This is a genomic window from Janthinobacterium aquaticum, from assembly GCF_009208565.1.
In the GTDB taxonomy this organism is placed as follows: domain Bacteria; phylum Pseudomonadota; class Gammaproteobacteria; order Burkholderiales; family Burkholderiaceae_D; genus Janthinobacterium.
On the sequence record NZ_WFLK01000013.1, the window covers coordinates 39162 to 58308 of the forward strand.

25 protein-coding genes are annotated in these 19147 nt (G+C 60.5%); all 25 read left to right on the forward strand.

Annotation, left to right across the window (positions count from 1 at the left end):
- The first annotated feature begins 38 nt into the window (after nucleotides 1–38).
- The 25 genes from GCM43_RS19160 (at nucleotide 39) to tatC (ending at nucleotide 19127) form a co-directional block, all read left to right on the forward strand.
- A complete protein-coding gene (locus tag GCM43_RS19160; protein ID WP_152247250.1) occupies nucleotides 39–1502 on the forward strand; it encodes a glutamate synthase subunit beta in 1464 nt (487 codons plus the stop codon).
- A 237-nt stretch (nucleotides 1503–1739) separates the two neighbouring features.
- The gene (locus GCM43_RS19165; protein ID WP_152247252.1) at nucleotides 1740–2549 is read left to right on the forward strand and encodes an ABC transporter ATP-binding protein; all 810 of its coding nucleotides are present in this window, start codon (nucleotides 1740–1742) and stop codon (nucleotides 2547–2549) included.
- On the forward strand, nucleotides 2546–3331 hold the full coding sequence (mlaE, locus tag GCM43_RS19170) for a lipid asymmetry maintenance ABC transporter permease subunit MlaE (protein ID WP_152247254.1): 786 nt from the start codon (nucleotides 2546–2548) through the stop codon (nucleotides 3329–3331). Before GCM43_RS19165 ends, mlaE begins: the two co-directional genes overlap by 4 nt.
- 79 nt (nucleotides 3332–3410) lie before the next feature.
- Complete coding sequence (gene mlaD / locus GCM43_RS19175) at nucleotides 3411–3881, forward strand: outer membrane lipid asymmetry maintenance protein MlaD (protein ID WP_152247256.1); 471 nt, start codon at nucleotides 3411–3413, stop codon at nucleotides 3879–3881.
- Nucleotides 3878–4750 carry an MlaA family lipoprotein gene (locus GCM43_RS19180; protein WP_152247258.1) on the forward strand — a complete coding sequence of 291 codons (873 nt, stop codon included), beginning with the start codon at nucleotides 3878–3880 and terminating at the stop codon, nucleotides 4748–4750. Before mlaD ends, GCM43_RS19180 begins: the two co-directional genes overlap by 4 nt.
- Nucleotides 4751–4830: 80 nt before the next feature.
- Complete coding sequence (locus tag GCM43_RS19185; RefSeq protein ID WP_152247260.1) at nucleotides 4831–5469, forward strand: MlaC/ttg2D family ABC transporter substrate-binding protein; 639 nt, start codon at nucleotides 4831–4833, stop codon at nucleotides 5467–5469.
- 46 nt (nucleotides 5470–5515) lie between these two features.
- The gene (locus GCM43_RS19190) at nucleotides 5516–5857 is read left to right on the forward strand and encodes an STAS domain-containing protein (RefSeq protein WP_152247262.1); all 342 of its coding nucleotides are present in this window, start codon (nucleotides 5516–5518) and stop codon (nucleotides 5855–5857) included.
- Between the two features lie 186 nt (nucleotides 5858–6043).
- A complete protein-coding gene (locus tag GCM43_RS19195; RefSeq protein WP_152247264.1) occupies nucleotides 6044–6961 on the forward strand; it encodes an ABC transporter ATP-binding protein in 918 nt (305 codons plus the stop codon).
- Complete coding sequence (locus tag GCM43_RS19200) at nucleotides 6958–7719, forward strand: ABC transporter permease (RefSeq protein ID WP_152247266.1); 762 nt, start codon at nucleotides 6958–6960, stop codon at nucleotides 7717–7719. The genes GCM43_RS19195 and GCM43_RS19200 overlap by 4 nt, the downstream gene beginning before the upstream one ends.
- Before the next feature lie 44 nt (nucleotides 7720–7763).
- Nucleotides 7764–8000, forward strand: coding sequence for a BolA family protein (locus GCM43_RS19205; protein WP_152247268.1), 237 nt, complete (start codon nucleotides 7764–7766; stop codon nucleotides 7998–8000).
- A gap of 4 nt (nucleotides 8001–8004) precedes the next feature.
- Nucleotides 8005–9255: a UDP-N-acetylglucosamine 1-carboxyvinyltransferase gene (gene murA / locus GCM43_RS19210; protein WP_152247270.1), complete on the forward strand. Its 1251-nt coding sequence runs from the start codon at nucleotides 8005–8007 to the stop codon at nucleotides 9253–9255.
- An 11-nt stretch (nucleotides 9256–9266) separates the two neighbouring features.
- On the forward strand, nucleotides 9267–9944 hold the full coding sequence (hisG, locus tag GCM43_RS19215) for an ATP phosphoribosyltransferase (protein ID WP_152247272.1): 678 nt from the start codon (nucleotides 9267–9269) through the stop codon (nucleotides 9942–9944).
- Nucleotides 9945–9960: 16 nt separating this feature from the next.
- Entirely contained in the window at nucleotides 9961–11286 is a 1326-nt protein-coding gene (hisD, locus tag GCM43_RS19220) for a histidinol dehydrogenase (protein ID WP_152247274.1), read from the forward strand.
- Nucleotides 11283–12173: a DNA-methyltransferase gene (locus GCM43_RS19225; protein ID WP_152247276.1), complete on the forward strand. Its 891-nt coding sequence runs from the start codon at nucleotides 11283–11285 to the stop codon at nucleotides 12171–12173. The genes hisD and GCM43_RS19225 overlap by 4 nt, the downstream gene beginning before the upstream one ends.
- A gap of 18 nt (nucleotides 12174–12191) precedes the next feature.
- Nucleotides 12192–13286 carry a histidinol-phosphate transaminase gene (gene hisC / locus GCM43_RS19230; protein WP_152247278.1) on the forward strand — a complete coding sequence of 365 codons (1095 nt, stop codon included), beginning with the start codon at nucleotides 12192–12194 and terminating at the stop codon, nucleotides 13284–13286.
- 20 nt (nucleotides 13287–13306) lie between these two features.
- Nucleotides 13307–13897: an imidazoleglycerol-phosphate dehydratase HisB gene (gene hisB / locus GCM43_RS19235; RefSeq protein WP_152247280.1), complete on the forward strand. Its 591-nt coding sequence runs from the start codon at nucleotides 13307–13309 to the stop codon at nucleotides 13895–13897.
- 38 nt (nucleotides 13898–13935) lie between these two features.
- Nucleotides 13936–14574, forward strand: a complete 639-nt coding sequence (hisH, locus tag GCM43_RS19240; RefSeq protein ID WP_152247282.1) for an imidazole glycerol phosphate synthase subunit HisH — start codon at nucleotides 13936–13938, stop codon at nucleotides 14572–14574.
- 62 nt (nucleotides 14575–14636) lie between these two features.
- Nucleotides 14637–15425 (forward strand): 1-(5-phosphoribosyl)-5-[(5-phosphoribosylamino)methylideneamino]imidazole-4-carboxamide isomerase, encoded by a 789-nt coding sequence (hisA, locus tag GCM43_RS19245; RefSeq protein ID WP_152247284.1) that lies wholly within the window; start codon nucleotides 14637–14639, stop codon nucleotides 15423–15425.
- A 71-nt stretch (nucleotides 15426–15496) separates the two neighbouring features.
- Nucleotides 15497–16258 carry an imidazole glycerol phosphate synthase subunit HisF gene (gene hisF / locus GCM43_RS19250; protein ID WP_152247286.1) on the forward strand — a complete coding sequence of 254 codons (762 nt, stop codon included), beginning with the start codon at nucleotides 15497–15499 and terminating at the stop codon, nucleotides 16256–16258.
- 30 nt (nucleotides 16259–16288) lie between these two features.
- On the forward strand, nucleotides 16289–16708 hold the full coding sequence (gene hisI, locus GCM43_RS19255; protein ID WP_152247521.1) for a phosphoribosyl-AMP cyclohydrolase: 420 nt from the start codon (nucleotides 16289–16291) through the stop codon (nucleotides 16706–16708).
- Complete coding sequence (locus tag GCM43_RS19260) at nucleotides 16705–17076, forward strand: phosphoribosyl-ATP diphosphatase (protein ID WP_152247288.1); 372 nt, start codon at nucleotides 16705–16707, stop codon at nucleotides 17074–17076. Before hisI ends, GCM43_RS19260 begins: the two co-directional genes overlap by 4 nt.
- A 12-nt stretch (nucleotides 17077–17088) precedes the next feature.
- Nucleotides 17089–17460 carry a histidine triad nucleotide-binding protein gene (locus tag GCM43_RS19265; protein ID WP_152247290.1) on the forward strand — a complete coding sequence of 124 codons (372 nt, stop codon included), beginning with the start codon at nucleotides 17089–17091 and terminating at the stop codon, nucleotides 17458–17460.
- 82 nt (nucleotides 17461–17542) lie between these two features.
- Nucleotides 17543–17773 carry a Sec-independent protein translocase subunit TatA gene (tatA, locus tag GCM43_RS19270; RefSeq protein WP_152247523.1) on the forward strand — a complete coding sequence of 77 codons (231 nt, stop codon included), beginning with the start codon at nucleotides 17543–17545 and terminating at the stop codon, nucleotides 17771–17773.
- A gap of 47 nt (nucleotides 17774–17820) precedes the next feature.
- Nucleotides 17821–18375 carry a Sec-independent protein translocase protein TatB gene (gene tatB, locus GCM43_RS19275; RefSeq protein WP_152247292.1) on the forward strand — a complete coding sequence of 185 codons (555 nt, stop codon included), beginning with the start codon at nucleotides 17821–17823 and terminating at the stop codon, nucleotides 18373–18375.
- A complete protein-coding gene (gene tatC / locus GCM43_RS19280; protein WP_152247294.1) occupies nucleotides 18372–19127 on the forward strand; it encodes a twin-arginine translocase subunit TatC in 756 nt (251 codons plus the stop codon). The genes tatB and tatC overlap by 4 nt, the downstream gene beginning before the upstream one ends.
- Nucleotides 19128–19147 lie beyond the last annotated feature (20 nt).

The window sequence follows — 19147 nt, forward strand, 5'->3', positions numbered from 1 at the left end:
GCTGTGGTCGCTCCCGCCAGCCAAATAAAGGAACTATCGTGGGTAAAATCACCGGCTTCATGGAATTCAAGCGCCAGGACGAACACTATCTGGAGCCTGCCGCGCGTCTGAAGAACTACAAGGAATTCGTGCTGCACCTGTCGGATGCACAAGCGACCGTGCAGGGTGCGCGCTGCATGGATTGCGGCATCCCGTTCTGCAACACGGGTTGCCCTGTCAATAACATCATTCCCGACTGGAATGACCTGGTGTATCGCGGCGCCTACCGCGAAGCACTCGATGTTTTGCATTCGACCAATAACTTCCCGGAATTTACCGGTCGCATCTGCCCGGCGCCGTGCGAATCGGCCTGTACGCTTGGCATCAATGAAGATCCGGTCGGCATCAAGTCGATCGAGCACAAGATTATCGACATGGGCTGGGAGCACGGCTGGGTCACGCCACAGCCGGCCGGTTTCAGTACCGGCAAGAAAGTGGCGATTATCGGTTCCGGCCCGGCCGGCCTGGCGGCGGCGCAGCAGCTGGCGCGCGCCGGCCATGCCGTGACCGTGTTTGAAAAGAGCGATCGCATCGGCGGCCTGCTGCGCTACGGCATTCCTGACTTCAAGATGGAAAAGTCGCATATCGACCTGCGCGTCAAGCAAATGGAAGCCGAAGGCGTGGTGTTCCGTACCAGTGTTCTGGTAGGCAAGGATTTCCCGGCCAACGTTAACAACTGGGCCAAGGAAACCATTTTCCCGGAAGACCTGGAAAAAGAATTTGACGCCGTCATTATGGCCGGCGGCGCCGAGCAGCCGCGCGACCTGCCGGTACCGGGCCGAGAACTGAAGGGCGTGCATTTCGCCATGGATTTCCTGCCGCAGCAAAACAAGGTCAATGCTGGCGACAAGCTCAAGGACCAGATCAAGGCCACTGGCAAGCATGTGGTGGTGATCGGCGGCGGTGATACCGGTTCGGACTGCGTGGGTACCTCGAATCGCCATGGCGCCGCGTCGGTGGCGCAGTTTGAACTGATGCCGCAGCCGCCGGAAAAGGAAAACAAGGCGCTGGTGTGGCCATACTGGCCGATCAAGCTGCGCACTTCTTCCTCGCATGAAGAAGGCTGCGAGCGCGACTGGGCGGTAGCGACCAAGCGTTTCGAAGGCAAGGGCGGCAAAGTGGAAAAACTGATCGCCTGCCGCGTCGAGTGGAAAGATGGCAAGATGAGCGAAGTACCGAACTCGGAATTCGAAATGAAGGCCGACCTGGTGTTCCTGGCCATGGGCTTTGTCTCGCCGGTGCAGCAGGTGCTCGAAGCGTTTGGCGTCGATACTGATGCCCGCGGCAATGCCCGCGCGACAACCGACGGCGAAGGCTGCTATCAGACGTCCGTACCGAAGGTGTTTGCCGCCGGCGACATGCGTCGCGGCCAGTCGCTGGTGGTGTGGGCGATCCGCGAAGGTCGCCAGTGCGCGCGCGCCGTCGATGAATTCCTGATGGGCGCTTCCGTACTGCCGCGTTAAGCCGTCATTGCGGGAAAGCCGGGGCCACGCTGTATTGCAGCGTGGCCTTTGTTGTTTTTTTAATAGATCAAGCAAACGCCGATGACGCGTGCAGCAGCGCCGCTTTTACAATAAAATATCTGACTTTCGATTCATTAGTGTTGTATTCTGCCTCTTTCCCGGGCTGCCCGAAGGCGGCTCTCAGCAGGGATTGGCGTTTCTGCACTACAATACGTCATTAAAAATGTGAGTATCGTCGTGCCTAATCTTGTTGAAATCCGTGATTTACACTTTGCCTATGGTGAACGTTCGATTCTGTCGGGCCTTCAGATGGACTTCCCACGCGGTAAAGTCGTGGCCGTCATGGGCGGTTCCGGCAGCGGCAAGACCACAGTATTGCGCCTGATCGGCGGCCAGTTGCGCCCCAGTTCCGGCGCCGTCAGCGTGCATGGCCAGGTCGTCCACGAGCTCGATACCGAGCAGTTGTACCAGATGCGCCGCAAGATGGGCATGCTGTTCCAGCATGGCGCCTTGTTTACCGACCTGACCGCGTTTGAAAACGTGGCTTTTCCGCTGCGCGAGCATACCGACCTGACCGAAGAGCTGATCCGCACACTGGTGCTGATGAAGCTCAATGCGGTCGGCCTGCGCAACGCCGCGCAACTCAAACCGGCCGAAATTTCCGGCGGCATGGGCCGCCGCGTGGCGCTGGCGCGCGCCATTGCGCTCGACCCTGAGCTGATCATGTATGACGAGCCCTTTGCCGGCCTCGACCCGATTTCGATGGGCGTGACCGCCAATCTGATCCGCAACCTCAACGATGCGCTCGGTTCGACCTCGATACTGGTGTCGCACGATGTCAAGGAGTGTTTCGCTATCGCTGATTATGTGTATTTTCTGTCGTCGGGCAAAATCGTGGCGCACGGCACGCCAGCCGAGATGGCTGTCTCGACCCACCCGTATGTGAAGCAGTTCGTCAATGCCGAAGCCGACGGCCCCGTGCCATTCCATTACCCGGGCAAGTCGCTGGCCGACGATCTGGGCCTGCATGCGGGGGCTGGCCGATGATCGGACGTTTTCTGGGCGCGATCGGCGCATGGCTGCGCCGTTCGGTGCAGGACCTCGGTTTTGCCGTGCGGTCCTTCTTTATTATTGTTGCTGCATCGGGCAGCCTGTGGCGCCGTCCGCGCCTGGTGGCCGAGCAGCTGTTCTTTATCGGTAACCGTTCGCTGGTCATTACCATCGTCTCGGGCCTGTTTGTCGGCATGGTGCTCGGTTTGCAGGGTTATTACACCTTGACCACCTATGGCGCCACGCAGTCGCTGGGCCAGCTGGTGGCGCTGTCGCTGATGCGCGAACTGGGGCCGGTGGTAACCGCCTTGCTGTTTGCCGGGCGCGCCGGCACCTCGCTGACGGCGGAAATCGGCCTGATGAAGGCGGGCGAGCAGTTGTCGGCGATGGAAATGATGGCTGTCAATCCGATCGCGCGCGTGCTGGCGCCGCGCCTGTGGGCCGGCGTGATCGCCATGCCGGTGCTGGGCGGCATTTTCACGGCGGTGGGCATTATCGGCAGTTATCTGGTCGGCGTGGTGCTGATCGGCGTCGACGAGGGTTCGTTCTGGTCGCAGATGCAGGCAGGCGTTGATCTTTGGAAAGATATTATCAACGGCACCTATATCAAGAGCCTGGTGTTCGGTATTGCCGTGACCTTTATTGCGTTGTTCCAGGGTTACCAGGCACAGCCGACGCCGGAAGACGTCTCCGGCGCCACCACGCGCACGGTGGTTATTTCGTCGCTGATGGTGTGGTGGCTCGATTTCATGATGACAGCGGTAATGTTCAGCAAGTAATTGCTATAGCGCAAAAAAAATCGTCCCCTCACGGTATTTTGGCAGGGGACAGCAAGTAAAAAATTATTTAGGATTGTTTATGCAACGTAAATCTTTGGATGTCTGGATCGGCCTGTTCGTCTTGCTGGGCGTGGCTGCAGTGATGTTTCTGGCGCTCAAAGCCGGTAATATGAGCTCGCTGTCTTTCGCCAAGACCTATACAGTCAGTGCCAAGTTCGACAATATTGGCGGACTCAAGCCACAGGCGCCGGTCAAGGGCGCCGGCGTGGTGGTCGGGCGCGTGGCCGAGATCGTGTTTGACGACAAAACGTATCAGGCGCTGGTAAAAATCGATATCGAAGATGATTACAAATTCCCGAAAGACAGCTCGGCCAAGATCCTGACGGCCGGCTTGCTGGGCGAGCAGTATATTGGCCTGGAACCGGGCGGCGATACGGCCAACCTGGCAGAGGGCGATAAAATCAGTATGACGCAGTCGGCCACCGTACTGGAAGACCTGATCAATCAATTCATCTACAGCAAGGCTGCAGATGGCAAGGACAGCAAATGAGCGAGTCGACAATGAAAAATACAGCACGCCTGGCCCGCGTTGGCGCCGCCCTGGCCATCGCCGCTACCCTGAGCGCCTGCGCCACCAGCGGCAATCCGCGTGATCCGCTGGAAGGCTACAACCGCGCCATGTTCAGCTTTAACGACAAGGTCGATGAAGTGGCCCTGAAGCCGATCGCCAAGGGCTACAAGGCCGTTACGCCTTCGTTCGTGCAAACCGGTATCGGCAACTTCTTCGGCAACTTGTCCGATGTGTGGAGCGCCATTAACAACCTGGCGCAAGGCAAGGGCGAAGCGGGCATGCAGGACGTGGTACGCGTGACCATGAACTCGACCTTTGGTATCCTGGGCCTGATCGATATCGCCTCGCAGGCCGGTGTGCCCAAGCATAACGAAGACTTCGGCCAGACGCTGGGCTGGTACGGCGTCAAGCCTGGCCCGTACGTAGTGCTGCCGCTGCTCGGTCCTTCGACCATGCGCGACACCGTTGCGCTGCCGGCCGATATCGTTGGCGACCCATGGCGCTACAAGGATCCGACCAATGTGCGCAATATCGGCACCTTCACGCGCGTGGTCGACAAGCGCGCCCAGCTGCTCGATGCGACCAACCTGATGGAAGCGGCCGCACTGGACCGTTACGAATTCATCCGCGACGGCTACCTGCAGGCGCGTGAAAGCAAGGTATTCGACGGTGACACGAGCCGCCGCAAGCAGGAAACCAAGGGCGACAGCAGCGCACTCGACGACGACTATGATGCTACACAGCCACAACAGGCAGAAGCGCCGGTTGCTGCGCCAGCGGCCGATGCGCCAGTGGCATCGGTAACATCTGGTAGCAATGACGTTGCCGCTGCTGCTGCCGTCCGGTAGTAGACTTAAGGCCTGGCCCAAGACACGGGGCTGCCATGATCGACAGCCTGTGAACAGCACGACCACAGAAAGGTACAACCATGAAATTGTTCAAACAACTGCTGGCGATGGCGACCATCGCCTTTGCCACCGCCGCACAAGCTGCCGCACCGGCCACCGAAGCGCCTGACGTTCTGGTCAAGCGCATCAGCCAGGATGTCATTGAAACGGCCAAGACCGACAAGGCCATCCAGGCTGGCGATATCAAGCGCGTGACCGCGCTGGTGGAAGAAAAAATCCTGCCTTACGTTGATTTCCAGCGCATGACGGCACTGGCCGCTGGCCGCCACTGGCGTACTGCCACGCCGGACCAGCAAAAGCGCCTGTCCGATGAATTCCGCACCCTGCTGATCTACACCTATTCGGGTGCGCTGTCGCAGATCAAGAACGAAACCGTGGAATTCAAGCCACTGCGCGCCGATCCAAGCGATACGGAAGTGGAAGTGCGTTCGCAGGTCAACATGACCCGTGGCGAGCCGGTGCCGCTGAACTACCGCGTGGCCAAGACGCCGAACGGCTGGAAGATCTATGACATCAACGTACTTGGTGCGTGGCTGGTTGAAACCTACAAAAGCAGCTTCAACAGCGAAATCAGCAAGGGCGGCATCGATGGCCTGATCAAGACCCTGGCCGACAAGAACAAGACGCTGGCATCGCGTCCTTTAGCCAAAGCCAAATAATCGGCTATCATGATGGTCCAGACCACGTTCCAGCGCAGCTAACGCCATGCCAGACTCACTCGACACTTTGCAGTCCCTGACCTCGCTGACCTTCGATAATGCCTCATCGGCATTGGAGCAGGGTCTCGAGGCGATCCGCACGGGCCAGACCAGGTTCGACCTGCGCAATGTGCAGGCGGTCGATTCGGCGGCCGTGTCGGTGATGCTGAGCTGGCAGCGCGCAGCGCAGGAAGCCGGCGGTGAGCTCGAACTGGTCAATCTGCCGACCAACCTGAAAAACCTGACCAAGCTGTATGGCGTGTGCTCGCTGGTATCGAGCGCGCTGAGCCCGGCGGACTGTGGCGGCGAAGCACATGCCGTCATCGCGTCCGACCTGCAGCATCATTGACCCTGTCCCACTCCCCGCATCAGCAGTAAATCAAGCCGGCAGCCAGTAGTGCCTTTGGCCTGATCTCCAAGTGTTCCACGTTTTTTCCAACTATAATTGACTGTTGCGCCACTTCCGATGGAAGACGGCGCCCTGTCCGGCCTGCGGGCCAGCATGACACCTGATGCATCACACTGATTGAAGCACATGACCGCAATTCAAATTACGAATGTAGAGAAGAGCTATAAATCGCTCAAGGCGCTCGGCGGCGTCTCGCTGGCGATCGAAGAAGGCGAGTTTTTCGGCCTGCTCGGTCCCAATGGCGCCGGCAAGACCACGTTGATTTCCATTATTGCCGGCCTGATCCGTCCGGACGCCGGCAGCGTGAAGATCCAGGGCCACGATGTGGTGACCGACTTCCGCAATGCGCGCCGCAGTGTTGGCGTGGTACCACAGGAACTGGTGTTCGACCCCTTCTTCACAGTACGCGAGACACTGCGCCTGCAGTCCGGCTACTTCGGCCTGCCCAATAACGACAAGTGGATCGACGAGGTGATGGAAAACCTCGACCTGACCGGTAAGGCCGACACCAATATGCGCGCACTGTCGGGCGGCATGAAGCGCCGCGTGCTGGTGGCCCAGGCGCTGGTGCACAAGCCGCCGGTGATCGTGCTCGACGAGCCGACCGCCGGCGTTGACGTTGAACTGCGCCAGACGCTGTGGAAGTTCATCTCGCGCCTGAACCGCGAAGGCGGCCACACGGTGGTGCTGACCACCCATTATCTGGAAGAAGCGCAGGCCATGTGTCAGCGCGTGGCGATGCTGAAAACCGGCAAGGTGGTGGCGCTCGACTCGATGTCGGCGCTGGTGCGCCGCATTGCCGGTTCCCAGCTGCAAGTCACGCTCAGCCACGGCAGTTTGCCGGCCGACCTGCAGCACCTGGTGCTGCACCCGGAACTGGCGACTTCGCCCAACAAGTTCACGCTGCGCGTCAACGAATACAGCGAAGTGGAAAAAATCCTGGCACGCCTGCGCGAAGCGGGCGCCGGAATCGAAGAAATGCAATTGCAACAGGCTGACCTGGAAGATATCTTCTTGCAGATCATGGATAAAGGTACCGTATGATGTCCTCAGGTTTTCGCACCCTCGTCTATAAAGAGACGCTGCGCTTCTGGAAAGTGGCCACGCAAACGGTGGGTGCTCCTGTGCTCACTTCAATGCTGTATCTGCTGGTGTTCGGCCATGTGCTCGAAGGCCGGGTGGAAGTGCACCCTGGCGTGAGCTACACGGCGTTCCTGATTCCCGGCCTGGTGATGATGAGCGTGCTGCAGAACGCCTTTGCCAATTCCTCGTCCTCGCTGATCCAGTCCAAAATTACCGGCAACCTGGTGTTCGTGCTGCTGACTCCTTTGTCGCACTGGGAAATCTTTTCAGCCTATGTGCTCGCCTCGATCGTGCGCGGCCTGGCAGTCGGCTTTGGCGTGTTTGCCATCACGTTCTGGTTTACCGACCTGTCGTTCGTGGCGCCGCTGTGGATTATCGTGTTTGCTTTCCTCGGCGCCGCCATGCTGGGCACCATGGGTTTGATCGCCGGTATCTGGGCTGAAAAATTCGACCAGCTGGCCGCATTCCAGAACTTCCTGATCATGCCGGCCACGTTCCTGTCGGGCGTGTTCTATTCGATCCATTCGCTGCCGGCGTTCTGGCAGACGGTGTCGCATCTGAACCCCTTCTTTTACATGATCGACGGCTTCCGCTACGGCTTTTTCGGCGTCTCCGATGTCAGCCCCTGGATCAGCCTGTCCATCGTGGGCGGCTTCCTGGTGATCCTGGCGTTTGCCTCGATCCGCCTGCTCAAAAGCGGCTACCGCCTGCGTCATTGAACCAAACAGCAAGTACACACTATCAAAAATACCAAGGAATTATCGTGACCACTACCCCAGAACTGATCCACGGCTACCTGCAGGCTGGCCTCGAATGCACGCACCTCGAAGTGGAGGGCGATGGCGCCCACTTCCAGGCCATCATCGTCTCGCCGCAGTTTATCGGCAAGCGCCTCATCCAGCGCCACCAGATCGTCTATGCGGCACTGGGCGACCGCATGCGCGAAGAAATCCACGCGCTGTCGATGAAAACCCTGACCCCTGACGAATACCAAGGATAAGCACATGGACAAGCTCCTGATCAATGGCGGCAACCGCCTGCACGGCGATATCATTATTTCCGGCGCCAAGAACGCTGCCCTGCCGATCCTGTGCGCGGGTCTGTTGACCGCCGGCGACCTGGAACTGTCGAACGTGCCGCATCTGCACGACGTGGCCACCATGTTGAAACTGTTGGGCCAGACCGGCTTGAAAGTTCAGCAGGACGGCGAACGCGTGGTGCTCAACGGCAGCAATATCACCTCGCTGGAAGCGCCGTACGACCTGGTGAAAACCATGCGCGCCTCGATCCTGGTGCTGGGCCCGCTGCTGGCGCGCTTCGGCGAAGCGAAAGTCTCGCTGCCGGGCGGCTGCGCCATCGGTTCGCGTCCGGTCGACCAGCATATCAAGGGCCTGGAAGCACTCGGCGCCGAGATCCGCATTGAAGCCGGCTATATCTACGCCAAGTGCGCCAAGCTCAAGGGCGCGCGCATCGTCACCGACATGATTACCGTGACCGGCACCGAGAACCTGCTGATGGCCGCTACCCTGGCCGACGGCGAAACCATTCTGGAAAACGCCGCCTGCGAGCCGGAAGTGACCGACCTGGCCAACCTGCTGGTGGCGATGGGCGCGAAGATCGACGGCATCGGCACCAGCCGCCTGGTGATCCAGGGCGTGGCCGAACTGCACGGCGCCGCCCATACGGTCATTGCCGACCGTATCGAGACCGGTACCTTCCTGTGCGCGGTGGCGGCCACCGGCGGCGATATCACGCTGCGCAATGTGCGCACCGACATCCTCGACGCGGCGCTCGACAAGCTGCGCGCGATGGGACTGACCATGACTTTTGGCGCCGACTGGATCCGCGCCGAGATGTCGGCCCGCCCGAATCCGGTCAGCTTCCGCACCACCGAGTATCCGGGTTTTCCAACCGACATGCAGGCGCAGTTCATGGCCGTCAACACGATCGCCAACGGCGCCAGCCGCGTGACCGAGACGATCTTTGAAAACCGCTTCATGCATGTCCAGGAAATGAACCGCCTGGGAGCCGATATCACCATCGAAGGCAATACGGCCATGATCGCCGGCGTCAAGCAACTGCGCGGCGCGCCCGTGATGGCCACCGACCTGCGCGCGTCGGCCTCGCTGGTGATCGCTGCCCTGGCGGCCGATGGCGAAACGCTGATCGACCGCATCTATCACCTGGACCGTGGCTACGACCGCATGGAACTCAAATTGTCGGCAGTCGGCGCCAATATCAAACGCATCAAATAAAAGGCAAGCTCATGACTGGTTTGAACAATGACTCGCAACTGATCCTGGCGCTGTCCAAGGGCCGCATTTTCGATGACACCATGCCGTTGCTGGAAGCGGCCGGCATCCGCGTGCTGGAAAACCCGGAAACGTCGCGCAAGCTGATCCTGCCGACCAACGACCCTGCCGTGCGCGTCATTATCGTGCGCGCCAGCGACGTGCCGACCTATGTGCAGTACGGCGCGGCCGACTTTGGCGTGGCCGGCAAGGATGTGCTGCTGGAACACGGCGGCGAAGGCCTGTACCAGCCGATCGACCTCAATATCGCCGCCTGCCGCATGTCGGTGGCGGTGCAGGCCGGTTTTGATTACGCCAAGGCGGTGCACCAGGGCGCGCGCCTGCGTGTGGCCACCAAGTTCGTGCATACAGCGCGCGAGCACTTTGCCGCCAAGGGCGTGCACGTCGACCTGATCAAGCTGTATGGCTCGATGGAGCTGGCGCCGCTGGTGGGCCTGTCGGACGCGATTGTCGACCTGGTCAGTACCGGCAGCACGTTGCGCGCCAACAACCTGGTCGAAGTGGAAGAGATCATGGATATTTCTTCGCGCCTGGTGGTCAACCAGGCCGCCTTGAAACTCAAGCGTGCGCGCTTGCAACCGATTATCGAAGCCTTTGAGCGCGCCTCGCAAAGCGCCTCGCAGGCCAGCTAAGCAGCAGGAAACCATTATGCCGATCCAGATTCGCAAGCTCGATTCCAGCCAGCCAGGCTTTCAACAAGCGCTGACGACGCTGCTGGCGTTTGACGCCGGCACCGATGACGCCATCGAGACCGCAGTGGGCAAGATACTGGCCGACGTCAAAGTGCGCGGCGACGCCGCCGTGCTTGAATACACCAACCGCTTCGACCGCATCCCGCACGGCGGCGCGGCCGAAATGGGCGCTTTCGATATCTCGCAGGCCGAACTGCAGGCTGCACTGAACGGCCTGCCGTCGGCGCAGCGCGAGTCCTTGCAGATCGCCGCCCAGCGCATCCGCGCGTTCCACGAACGCCAGCGCGAAGAACTGCGCGGCTTTATGTACACCGAAGCCGATGGCACGGTGCTGGGGCAGAAAGTCACGCCGCTTGACCGCGTCGGCATCTATGTGCCCGGCGGCAAGGCTGCCTACCCATCATCGGTGCTGATGAACGCGATTCCGGCCCAGGTGGCCGGCGTCGGTGAAATCATTATGGTGGTGCCGACCCCGGACGGCATCAAAAACCAGATGGTGCTGGCCGCCGCCGCGATTGCCGGCGTGACGCGCGTGATTACCATCGGCGGTGCGCAAGCTGTCGGCGCGCTGGCCTACGGCACGCAGACCATCGCCCAGGTCGACAAGATCGTCGGCCCCGGCAACGCCTATGTGGCAGCGGCCAAGCGGCGCGTGTTCGGCATCGTCGGCATCGACATGATTGCCGGACCTTCCGAAATCCTGGTGCTGTGCGACGGCACCACCGATCCGCACTGGGTGGCGATGGACCTGTTTTCGCAGGCCGAGCACGACGAGCTGGCGCAAGCCATTTTGCTGTGCCCGGACGCCGCCTATATTGCACGCGTGGAAGAAAGCATCGCCCGCCTGCTGCCGACCATGCCGCGCCAGGCCACCATCAGCACCTCGCTGGCCGACCGTGGCGCGTTGATCAAGGTGGCCAGCATGGAAGAGGCCTGCCGGATCGCCAACGATATCGCGGCCGAACACCTGGAAATCTCGGCTGAAAACCCCGAACAATGGGCCGAGCAGATCCGCCACGCGGGCGCGATGTTCCTCGGGCGCTTTTCATCCGAGTCGCTGGGTGACTATTGCTGTGGTCCCAACCACGTGCTGCCGACTTCGCGCACCGCGCGCTTTTCGTCGCCGCTGGGCGTGTATGACTTCCAGAAGCGTTCGTCGGTGATACACGTCAGCGAAGCGGGCGCGCAAACACTGGGCCGCGTGGCGGCCACACTGGCCTATGGCGAAGGCCTGCAGGCGCATGCGCGCAGCGCCGAACTGCGTCTGAAGCCGCAGTCATGACGGAGACGGCGGCGCAGCCGGTGTGGCTCGACCAGGTCTATTGCGAAGACGCGCTGGCCGGGCTGGCGCGCATTGCCGATGGCTCGGTCGACCTGATCCTGACCGATCCGCCGTACAACCTGGGCAAGGATTACGGCAACGGCTCTGACCGGCAGACGCTGGACGACTACTTGCGCTGGACCGAGCAGTGGATCGACGCCGCGCTGCCCAAGCTCAAAGCCAACGGCAGCCTGTATGTGTTTACCACCTGGCGCAATTCGCCGGAGGTATTCGTCATGCTCAAGCAGCGCATGACGATGATGAATGAAATCATCTGGGACCGCCGCGTGCCGTCGATGGGCGGCAGCGTGCGCAGTTTTACCTCAGTGCATGACACCATCGGTTTTTTCGTCAAGCGCAAGGACTACTATTTCGACCTCGACGCGGTGCGCATCGCCTACGATGCCGCGACCAAGAAAGCGCGTTCGCGCTCGATCTTTGTCGGCGCCAAATGGCTGGAACTGGGCTACAACCCGAAAGACCTGTGGAGTGTGTCGCGCCTGCACAAGGAGCATCCGGAGCGGGCCGACCATCCGACCCAGAAGCCACTGGAAATCATCGAGCGCATGGTGAAAGCGTCCTGTCCGCCGGGCGGGGTGGTGCTGGACCTGTTCATGGGCAGTGGCACCACTGCACTGGCGGCGCTGCGCTGCGGACGTCACTTTGTCGGTTTTGAATTGAATCGCGACTATTGCGCGATTATCGAACAGCGGCTGGCGGCGCAGCACGCCGCCATGTCGGCGCCAAAAGAAACGGTGTTGCCGGCCAAGCCGGCCAGGCGCAAGCCGACGGCGCGAAAAACCCTCGCGAAAAAGCCGGTCGCCGTGGCGAAAGACGTTTCCATCTAGACAGGAGTATTGGCAAGCATGGCTTTCCTCGATCAGTTAATCAGCAATACCGTGCGTGCCGATGTCCGCGCCACTGGCAGCTACCATGTGCCAGATGCGTCCGGCTATATCAAGCTCGATGCGATGGAAAACCCGTATCTGCTGCCGCAGCCGCTGCGCGACGAGCTGGGCGCGCGCCTGGCCGGCGCCGTGCTCAACCGCTATCCGCCCGCATACGACACGCTCAAGGCCGCCATCTGCCGCACGCTGGGCGTGCCGGCTGGCTACGATGTCTTGCTGGGCAACGGTTCCGATGAACTGATCTCGATCCTGGCCATGGCCTGCGCGCGCCAGGGCGAAGCGCGCCGTGCCGTCATGCTGGCGCCGGTGCCGGGCTTTGTGATGGTGCCGCGCTCGGCGCAGTTTGCTGGCATGGAGTTTGTCGGCGTGCCGCTGCGCAGCGACTTCAGCCTCGACATGGACGCCATGCTGGCAGCGATTGCCGAACACCGCCCATCGCTGGTGTTCCTGGCCTATCCGAACAATCCGACCGGCAACCTGTTTGCCACCGACGATATCGAGCGCATCATTGCCGCGCTCGGCGACACCGGCATTGCCGTGCTCGATGAAGCGTATGAACCGTTTGCCCAGCAAAGCTTCATGCCTCGCCTGCCCGAATTCGACAATCTGGTGGTGATGCGCACGGTGTCGAAGCTGGGCCTGGCCGGCATTCGCCTTGGCTACATGTCGGCTGCACCGGCGCTGCTGGCGCAATTTGAAAAAGTGCGCCCGCCTTACAACGTCAATATCCTCACGCAGGTAGCGGCCGAATTCGCGCTCGAACATATCGCTGTGCTCAATGCCCAGGCCGACTTGCTCAACAGCGCACGCGATGCACTGGCAGCGCAGCTGGCAGCACTGCCCGGCGTCACCGTATTTGCCTCAAAAGCAAATTTTCTATTGATTCGTGTGGCTGATTCCGACGAAGTTTATGCAAAGCTGCTTGCTCACCGGGTTTTAGTTAAAAATATGAGTAAAATGCATGCTGTGCTGGCCAACTGCCTGCGTATCAGCGTCAGTACCCCCGAAGAAAATGCCCTTTTTTACGATGCCCTCAAGGCATCGATCGTTTAGCCCATCGCCAGAGTCCCCTCATGAACCGCACCGCAGATATCACGCGCAATACCAACGAGACGCAAGTTCGCGTCGCCATCAACCTTGACGGTACCGGCCAGCAAAAGCTCAATACCGGCGTGCCTTTCCTCGACCATATGCTCGACCAGATCGCCCGCCATGGCCTGATCGACATGGAAATCGAAGCGACCGGCGACGTGCATATCGACAACCACCATACGGTGGAAGACGTGGGCATCACGCTGGGCATGGCGGTGGCCAAGGCCATCGGCGACAAGAAGGGCATCCGCCGCTACGGCCATGCCTATGTGCCGCTCGATGAAGCGCTGTCGCGCGTGGTACTCGACTTTTCGGGCCGCCCTGGCATCGAATACCATATTCCGTTTACGCGTGCGATGATTGCCGGCTTCGACGTCGACCTGACGCTGGAGTTTTTCCGCGGCTTTGTCAACCATGCCGGCGTCACGCTGCATATCGACAACCTGCGCGGCACCAACGCCCATCACCAGTGCGAGACCGTCTTCAAGGCCTTTGGCCGCGCCCTGCGCATGGCCGCCGAGCACGACGAGCGCGCTGCCGGCATCATTCCCTCGACCAAGGGCAGCCTGTAAGCGCTGGCTTCTTGTCTGCTAACTCTGAGATGAAACACATGAAAAAAATTGTGGTGGTGGATTACGGCATGGGCAATCTGCGCTCGGTGGCGCAAGCGCTGCGCGCCGTGGCGCCGGACGCCGACGTGCGCATTTCCGGCGAAGTGGCCGATATCGACAGCGCCGACCGCATCGTGCTGCCTGGCCAGGGCGCCATGCCCGACTGCATGCGCAGCCTGCGTGAATCGGGCGTGCAGGAAGCGTTGTTGCGCGCTGCCAACAACAAGCCGATGATGGGCGTGTGCATCGGCGAACAGATGCTGTTTGACGGCAGCGAAGAAGGCAATGCGGCCGGCCTCGGTCTGTTGCCTGGCAAAGTCGTGCGTTTCCAGCTCGACGGCCAGCTGCAGGAAGACGGTTCGCGCTTCAAGGTGCCGCAAATGGGCTGGAACCAGGTGCGCCAGACGGCGCCGCATGCCTTGTGGGACGGCATTGCCGACAACGCCTATTTCTATTTCGTGCACAGCTATTTTGCTCAGCCTCAAGAGGCTGCGCATACAGTCGGCCAGACTATCTACGGCAAGCCGTTCGCGTGCGCGGTGGCCCGTGATAATATTTTCGCTACCCAGTTTCACCCTGAAAAAAGCGCGGCTGCCGGTTTGCAGCTGTACAAGAATTTCGTTAACTGGCAACCGTGAGCGTGTCGCCGGCTAGTTTGCCTTTCACCCACTGCATTTCACCACTTTAAACCACACTGACCATGCTGCTTATTCCCGCCATCGACCTCAAAGACGGTCACTGCGTACGCCTGAAACAAGGCGATATGGAACTTGCCACCGTATTTTCCGAAGACCCTGCCGACATGGCGCGCCATTGGCTCAAGCAAGGCGCGCGCAGGCTGCATCTGGTCGACCTGAACGGCGCGTTTGCCGGCAAGCCGAAAAATGAAGGCGCCATCAAGGCCATCCTGGCAGCGGTGCAGGACTTCGCGGAAGAAAACGGCATCGATGAAATTCCGGTGCAATTGGGCGGCGGCATCCGTGACCTCGACACCATCGAGCGCTACCTCGACGCCGGCATTACCTATGTGATCATCGGTACGGCCGCAGTGAAGAGCCCGGGTTTCCTGCATGACGCCTGCGGCGCTTTCCCTGGCCATATCATCGTCGGCCTCGACGCCAAGGACGGCAAGGTGGCGACCGACGGCTGGAGCAAGATGTCGGGCCACGAAGTGATCGACCTGGCGAAAAAATTCGAAGCCTATGGCGTTGAATCGATCATCTATACCGATATCGGCCGTGACGGCATGATGGGCGGCATCAATATCGAAGCGACCGTCAAGCTGGCGCAAGCGGTCAAGATTCCCGTGATCGCTTCGGGCGGCCTGCACAACCTGGGCGACGTCGAAGCGCTGTGCGCGGTGCAGGATGAAGGCATCGAAGGGGTGATCTGCGGCCGTTCGATCTACGAAGGCACGATCGACCTGGCCCAGGCGCAACTGCGCGCCGATGAACTGAGCGGCGACATCGACAGCGACGCCGACGCCTGATGCCAATCCGGCGCGCCATGGCGGCTTGCCCGCCCGGCGCGCTACTCTAGTGGCGACAATCTGGATTAATCATGCTTGCAAAACGAATTATCCCCTGCCTGGACGTGACCAATGGCCGCGTCGTCAAAGGCGTTAATTTCACCGAACTGCGCGACGCGGGCGACCCGGTTGAAATTGCCCGCCGTTACGACGAGCAGGGTGCCGACGAAATCACTTTTCTCGACATTACCGCGTCGAGCGACAACCGTGGCCTGATCTTCGACATTATCGAAGCGGTCGCCTCGCAGGTCTTTATTCCGCTGACCGTCGGCGGCGGCGTGCGCGTGGTCGACGACGTGCGCCGTCTGCTCAATGCCGGCGCCGACAAGGTCAGCATCAACACCTCGGCCGTCACCAATCCGCAACTGGTGTACGAGGCGTCGCAAAAGCACGGCTCGCAGTGCATCGTGGTGGCGATCGACGCCAAGCAGGTCTCGCCCGGCAAGTGGGAAGTGTTTACCCACGGCGGGCGCAATGCCACCGGCCTCGATGCGTTTCAGTGGGCGCGCAAGATGGAAAGCCTGGGCGCCGGCGAAATCCTGCTCACCAGCATGGACCGCGACGGCACCAAGGTTGGCTTCGACCTGGGCCTGACGCGCGGCGTGTCCGATGCCGTCAGTATTCCCGTGATCGCCTCGGGCGGCGTGGGCGGCCTGCAGGATCTGGTCGATGGCGTCAAGCAGGGCCGCGCCGATGCGGTGCTGGCCGCCAGCATCTTCCATTACGGCCAGCATACGGTGCAGGAAGCCAAGCGCTTTATGGCGCAGCAGGGCATTCCGATGCGTTTGGATTGATTAGAGGAAAATATGCAAAACGGAACAATTGTGCCCAGCAACGCCAAGTGGCTCAAGAAGGTCAAATGGGACGAGCACGGCCTGGTGCCGGTGATCGCGCAGGAAGCGGGCAGCAACGATGTGCTGATGTTTGCCTGGATGAACCGCGATGCGCTGGCGCGCACGGTGGAGCTGGGCGAGGCCGTCTACTGGAGTCGTTCGCGCAAGAAGCTGTGGCACAAGGGCGAAGAGTCGGGCCATACGCAAAAGGTGCTGGAAATCCGCCTCGACTGCGATGAAGACGTGGTACTGCTCAAGGTCGAGCAGGCCGGCGGCATCGCCTGCCATACCGGCCGCCATGCGTGCTTTTACCAGAAGTTCGAAGGTGACGAGAAGACCGGCGAATGGCAGGTTGTCGAGCCGGTGCTGAAAGACCCTGACACCATCTACACGGAAACCAAAAGCAAATGAGTGAAACCCTGAAGCGCCTGGCGGCCGTGATCGAATCGCGCAAGCTGGCCAATGGCGGCGATCCGGCTACTTCCTACGTGGCGAGGCTGTTTGCCAAGGGCGACGACGCCATCCTGAAGAAGATCGGCGAAGAAGCCACCGAAACGGTGATGGCCGCCAAGGATGCACGGCGCGACAATGATCCATCCAAAGTGCTATACGAATGTGCCGACCTGTGGTTTCATTCGCTGGTGATGCTGGCCCAGTTCGACCTGACGCCGCAGCAGGTGCTCGACGAGCTGGCGCGCCGTGAAGGCATTTCCGGTATCGAGGAAAAGGCCGCGCGCAAGGATGTGCTGCGCGACGTCGACGAGGCCGACAAACACTAAACTGGAGCAGGCGTGGATAACTGTATTTTTTGCAAGATTGCTGAAAAGAAGATTCCTTCGACCATCGTGTACGAGGATGATGAACTGCTGGCCTTCAAGGACATCAATCCGGCCGCCCCCGTGCATCTGCTGCTGATTCCGAAGCGCCACGTGGCCAGCCTGTCCGATTGCGACGACAGCCACACGGCCGTATTGGGCAAGTTGCTGCGCCTGGCGCCGAAACTGGCGGCCGAATTCGGCTGCGCCGTCAGCTACGCTGCCGATGGTACGCCATCGGGCGGCTACAAGACCCTGATCAACAGCGGTCCCGACGGTGGCCAGGAAGTGTATCACCTGCACATGCATGTGCTCGGCGGCCCGCGGCCATGGCGCGGCCAGCACTGACAATGCGCGGCACGTCCGGTTCGCGTGTATACTACCGGCATTGGTTGATGCTATCGGGGCCAGGTCCCGCAAGGAGAAAATGATGGGTTCATTGAGTATTTGGCACTGGCTGATTGTGCTGGTGATTGTGATGCTGGTATTCGGCACCAAAAAGCTGGGCAATATGGGTGGCGATATCGGCAAGGCCGTCAAAGGCTTCAAGGATGGCGTCAAGGGTGAAGACGACACCACCAAGACCCCGCCAGCGGCGCCATCGCAGGTGGCCGACAAGAGCACGATCGACGTCGAAACGAAAGAGAAAAACAAGTTGTGATGGGCTGGCGGACTTGAGTCCGCCAGGTCGCCAGCACTTGTCCGTTTATGATCGATCTTGGTCTTTCTAAAATCGCCATTATTGGCGTGGTGGCGCTGATCGTGATCGGCCCTGAAAAGCTGCCCAAAGTGGCGCGCATGGCCGGCACGCTGTATGGCCGCGCGCAGCGTTATCTCAACCAGGTCAAATCCGAAGTCACGCGCGAGATCGAGCTTGAAGAGCTGAAGAACCTGCAGAAGGAAGTGCAGGAGGCGGCGCAGTCGGTCAAGGTCAGCGTGGAAGAATCCATGCATGGCGTGGAAAATTCGATTTCCGGCAGCCTGGCCGAGGCAGAAGATGCCTGGCGCAGCGATGGCAATTCGCACGCGGCGCACGATCACGATGGACACGACGCGCATGAAGCGATGCTGCGCGCGACCAATGATGATCTGGCGCGCAAGGCGCGCGAATTCCGGCGCAAGAAGCTGGTGCGCAATTCTGCCGTGCCCGGCTGGTACAAGCAGCGCCATGGCGGCAAGATGCATGTGCAATCGGCGGCGGCGCGCGTGGCGCGCTTTCGCCCGCGCAACGCCTCTGCTGCGTCTTCTTCCTTTTACTCATGAGCGGCAAATCTCCGGTGGAAGAAACCTTTATTTCGCATCTGGTCGAATTGCGCGACCGCCTGGTCAAGGCCTCGATCGGCTTTGCGATTGTTTGCGCCGCGCTGTTTTACTGGCCCGGTGCGGCGCACATCTATGACTTTATTGCCGCACCGATGCTGGCCTCGCTGCCGCCAGGCGCGAAGCTGATTGCCACCGGCGTGGTGTCGCCTTTCCTGATCCCGATGAAGGTCACCTTGCTGGTGGCGTTTATCGTGTCCTTGCCGTGGGTGCTGTACCAGCTGTGGGCGTTTGTTGCCCCTGGCCTGTATACGCATGAAAAGCGGCTGGTGGCGCCGCTGGTGATTTCCTCGTCGCTGCTGTTTATTGCCGGCGTAGCCTTCTGCTATTTCTTTGTTTTTGGCCGGGTGTTTCACTTTATCAGCAACTTTGCGCCCGATTCGATTTCAGTCATGCCCGATATCGAGAACTATCTCGATTTCGTGATGTCGATGTGCCTGGCCTTTGGCGCCACGTTCGAGGTGCCGGTGGTGGTGGTGATCCTGGTGCGCATGGGCATCGTCAGCGTGGCCAAGCTCAAGGAAGTGCGCCCGTATGTCATCGTGGGCGCCTTTGTGATTGCCGCCATCGTCACGCCACCCGATGTGGTCAGCCAGTTCTCGCTGGCGCTGCCGATGTGGTTCCTGTTCGAACTGGGCCTGCTGGTCGCGCCGGTCTTTGTGAAAGCCACGCAGGCGCCTGAAGAAGCATCCTGAGCCACATCCTGCCTGCTGAA

What these genes read in the sequence shown, in the direction of transcription:
- GCM43_RS19190 (WP_152247262.1), top strand. Translation starts at nt 5,516, where the DNA reads ATGCCAGACTCACTCGACACTTTGCAGTCCCTGACCTCGCTGACCTTC.
- hisD (WP_152247274.1), top strand. Translation starts at nt 9,961, where the DNA reads ATGCCGATCCAGATTCGCAAGCTCGATTCCAGCCAGCCAGGCTTTCAA.
- hisH (WP_152247282.1), top strand. Translation starts at nt 13,936, where the DNA reads ATGAAAAAAATTGTGGTGGTGGATTACGGCATGGGCAATCTGCGCTCG.
- tatC (WP_152247294.1), top strand. Translation starts at nt 18,372, where the DNA reads ATGAGCGGCAAATCTCCGGTGGAAGAAACCTTTATTTCGCATCTGGTC.
- mlaD (WP_152247256.1), top strand. Translation starts at nt 3,411, where the DNA reads ATGCAACGTAAATCTTTGGATGTCTGGATCGGCCTGTTCGTCTTGCTG.
- mlaE (WP_152247254.1), top strand. Translation starts at nt 2,546, where the DNA reads ATGATCGGACGTTTTCTGGGCGCGATCGGCGCATGGCTGCGCCGTTCG.
- GCM43_RS19185 (WP_152247260.1), top strand. Translation starts at nt 4,831, where the DNA reads ATGAAATTGTTCAAACAACTGCTGGCGATGGCGACCATCGCCTTTGCC.
- GCM43_RS19225 (WP_152247276.1), top strand. Translation starts at nt 11,283, where the DNA reads ATGACGGAGACGGCGGCGCAGCCGGTGTGGCTCGACCAGGTCTATTGC.
- GCM43_RS19200 (WP_152247266.1), top strand. Translation starts at nt 6,958, where the DNA reads ATGATGTCCTCAGGTTTTCGCACCCTCGTCTATAAAGAGACGCTGCGC.
- GCM43_RS19195 (WP_152247264.1), top strand. Translation starts at nt 6,044, where the DNA reads ATGACCGCAATTCAAATTACGAATGTAGAGAAGAGCTATAAATCGCTC.
- hisG (WP_152247272.1), top strand. Translation starts at nt 9,267, where the DNA reads ATGACTGGTTTGAACAATGACTCGCAACTGATCCTGGCGCTGTCCAAG.
- GCM43_RS19180 (WP_152247258.1), top strand. Translation starts at nt 3,878, where the DNA reads ATGAGCGAGTCGACAATGAAAAATACAGCACGCCTGGCCCGCGTTGGC.
- hisF (WP_152247286.1), top strand. Translation starts at nt 15,497, where the DNA reads ATGCTTGCAAAACGAATTATCCCCTGCCTGGACGTGACCAATGGCCGC.
- murA (WP_152247270.1), top strand. Translation starts at nt 8,005, where the DNA reads ATGGACAAGCTCCTGATCAATGGCGGCAACCGCCTGCACGGCGATATC.
- tatA (WP_152247523.1), top strand. Translation starts at nt 17,543, where the DNA reads ATGGGTTCATTGAGTATTTGGCACTGGCTGATTGTGCTGGTGATTGTG.
- hisC (WP_152247278.1), top strand. Translation starts at nt 12,192, where the DNA reads ATGGCTTTCCTCGATCAGTTAATCAGCAATACCGTGCGTGCCGATGTC.
- GCM43_RS19260 (WP_152247288.1), top strand. Translation starts at nt 16,705, where the DNA reads ATGAGTGAAACCCTGAAGCGCCTGGCGGCCGTGATCGAATCGCGCAAG.
- hisA (WP_152247284.1), top strand. Translation starts at nt 14,637, where the DNA reads ATGCTGCTTATTCCCGCCATCGACCTCAAAGACGGTCACTGCGTACGC.
- tatB (WP_152247292.1), top strand. Translation starts at nt 17,821, where the DNA reads ATGATCGATCTTGGTCTTTCTAAAATCGCCATTATTGGCGTGGTGGCG.
- hisB (WP_152247280.1), top strand. Translation starts at nt 13,307, where the DNA reads ATGAACCGCACCGCAGATATCACGCGCAATACCAACGAGACGCAAGTT.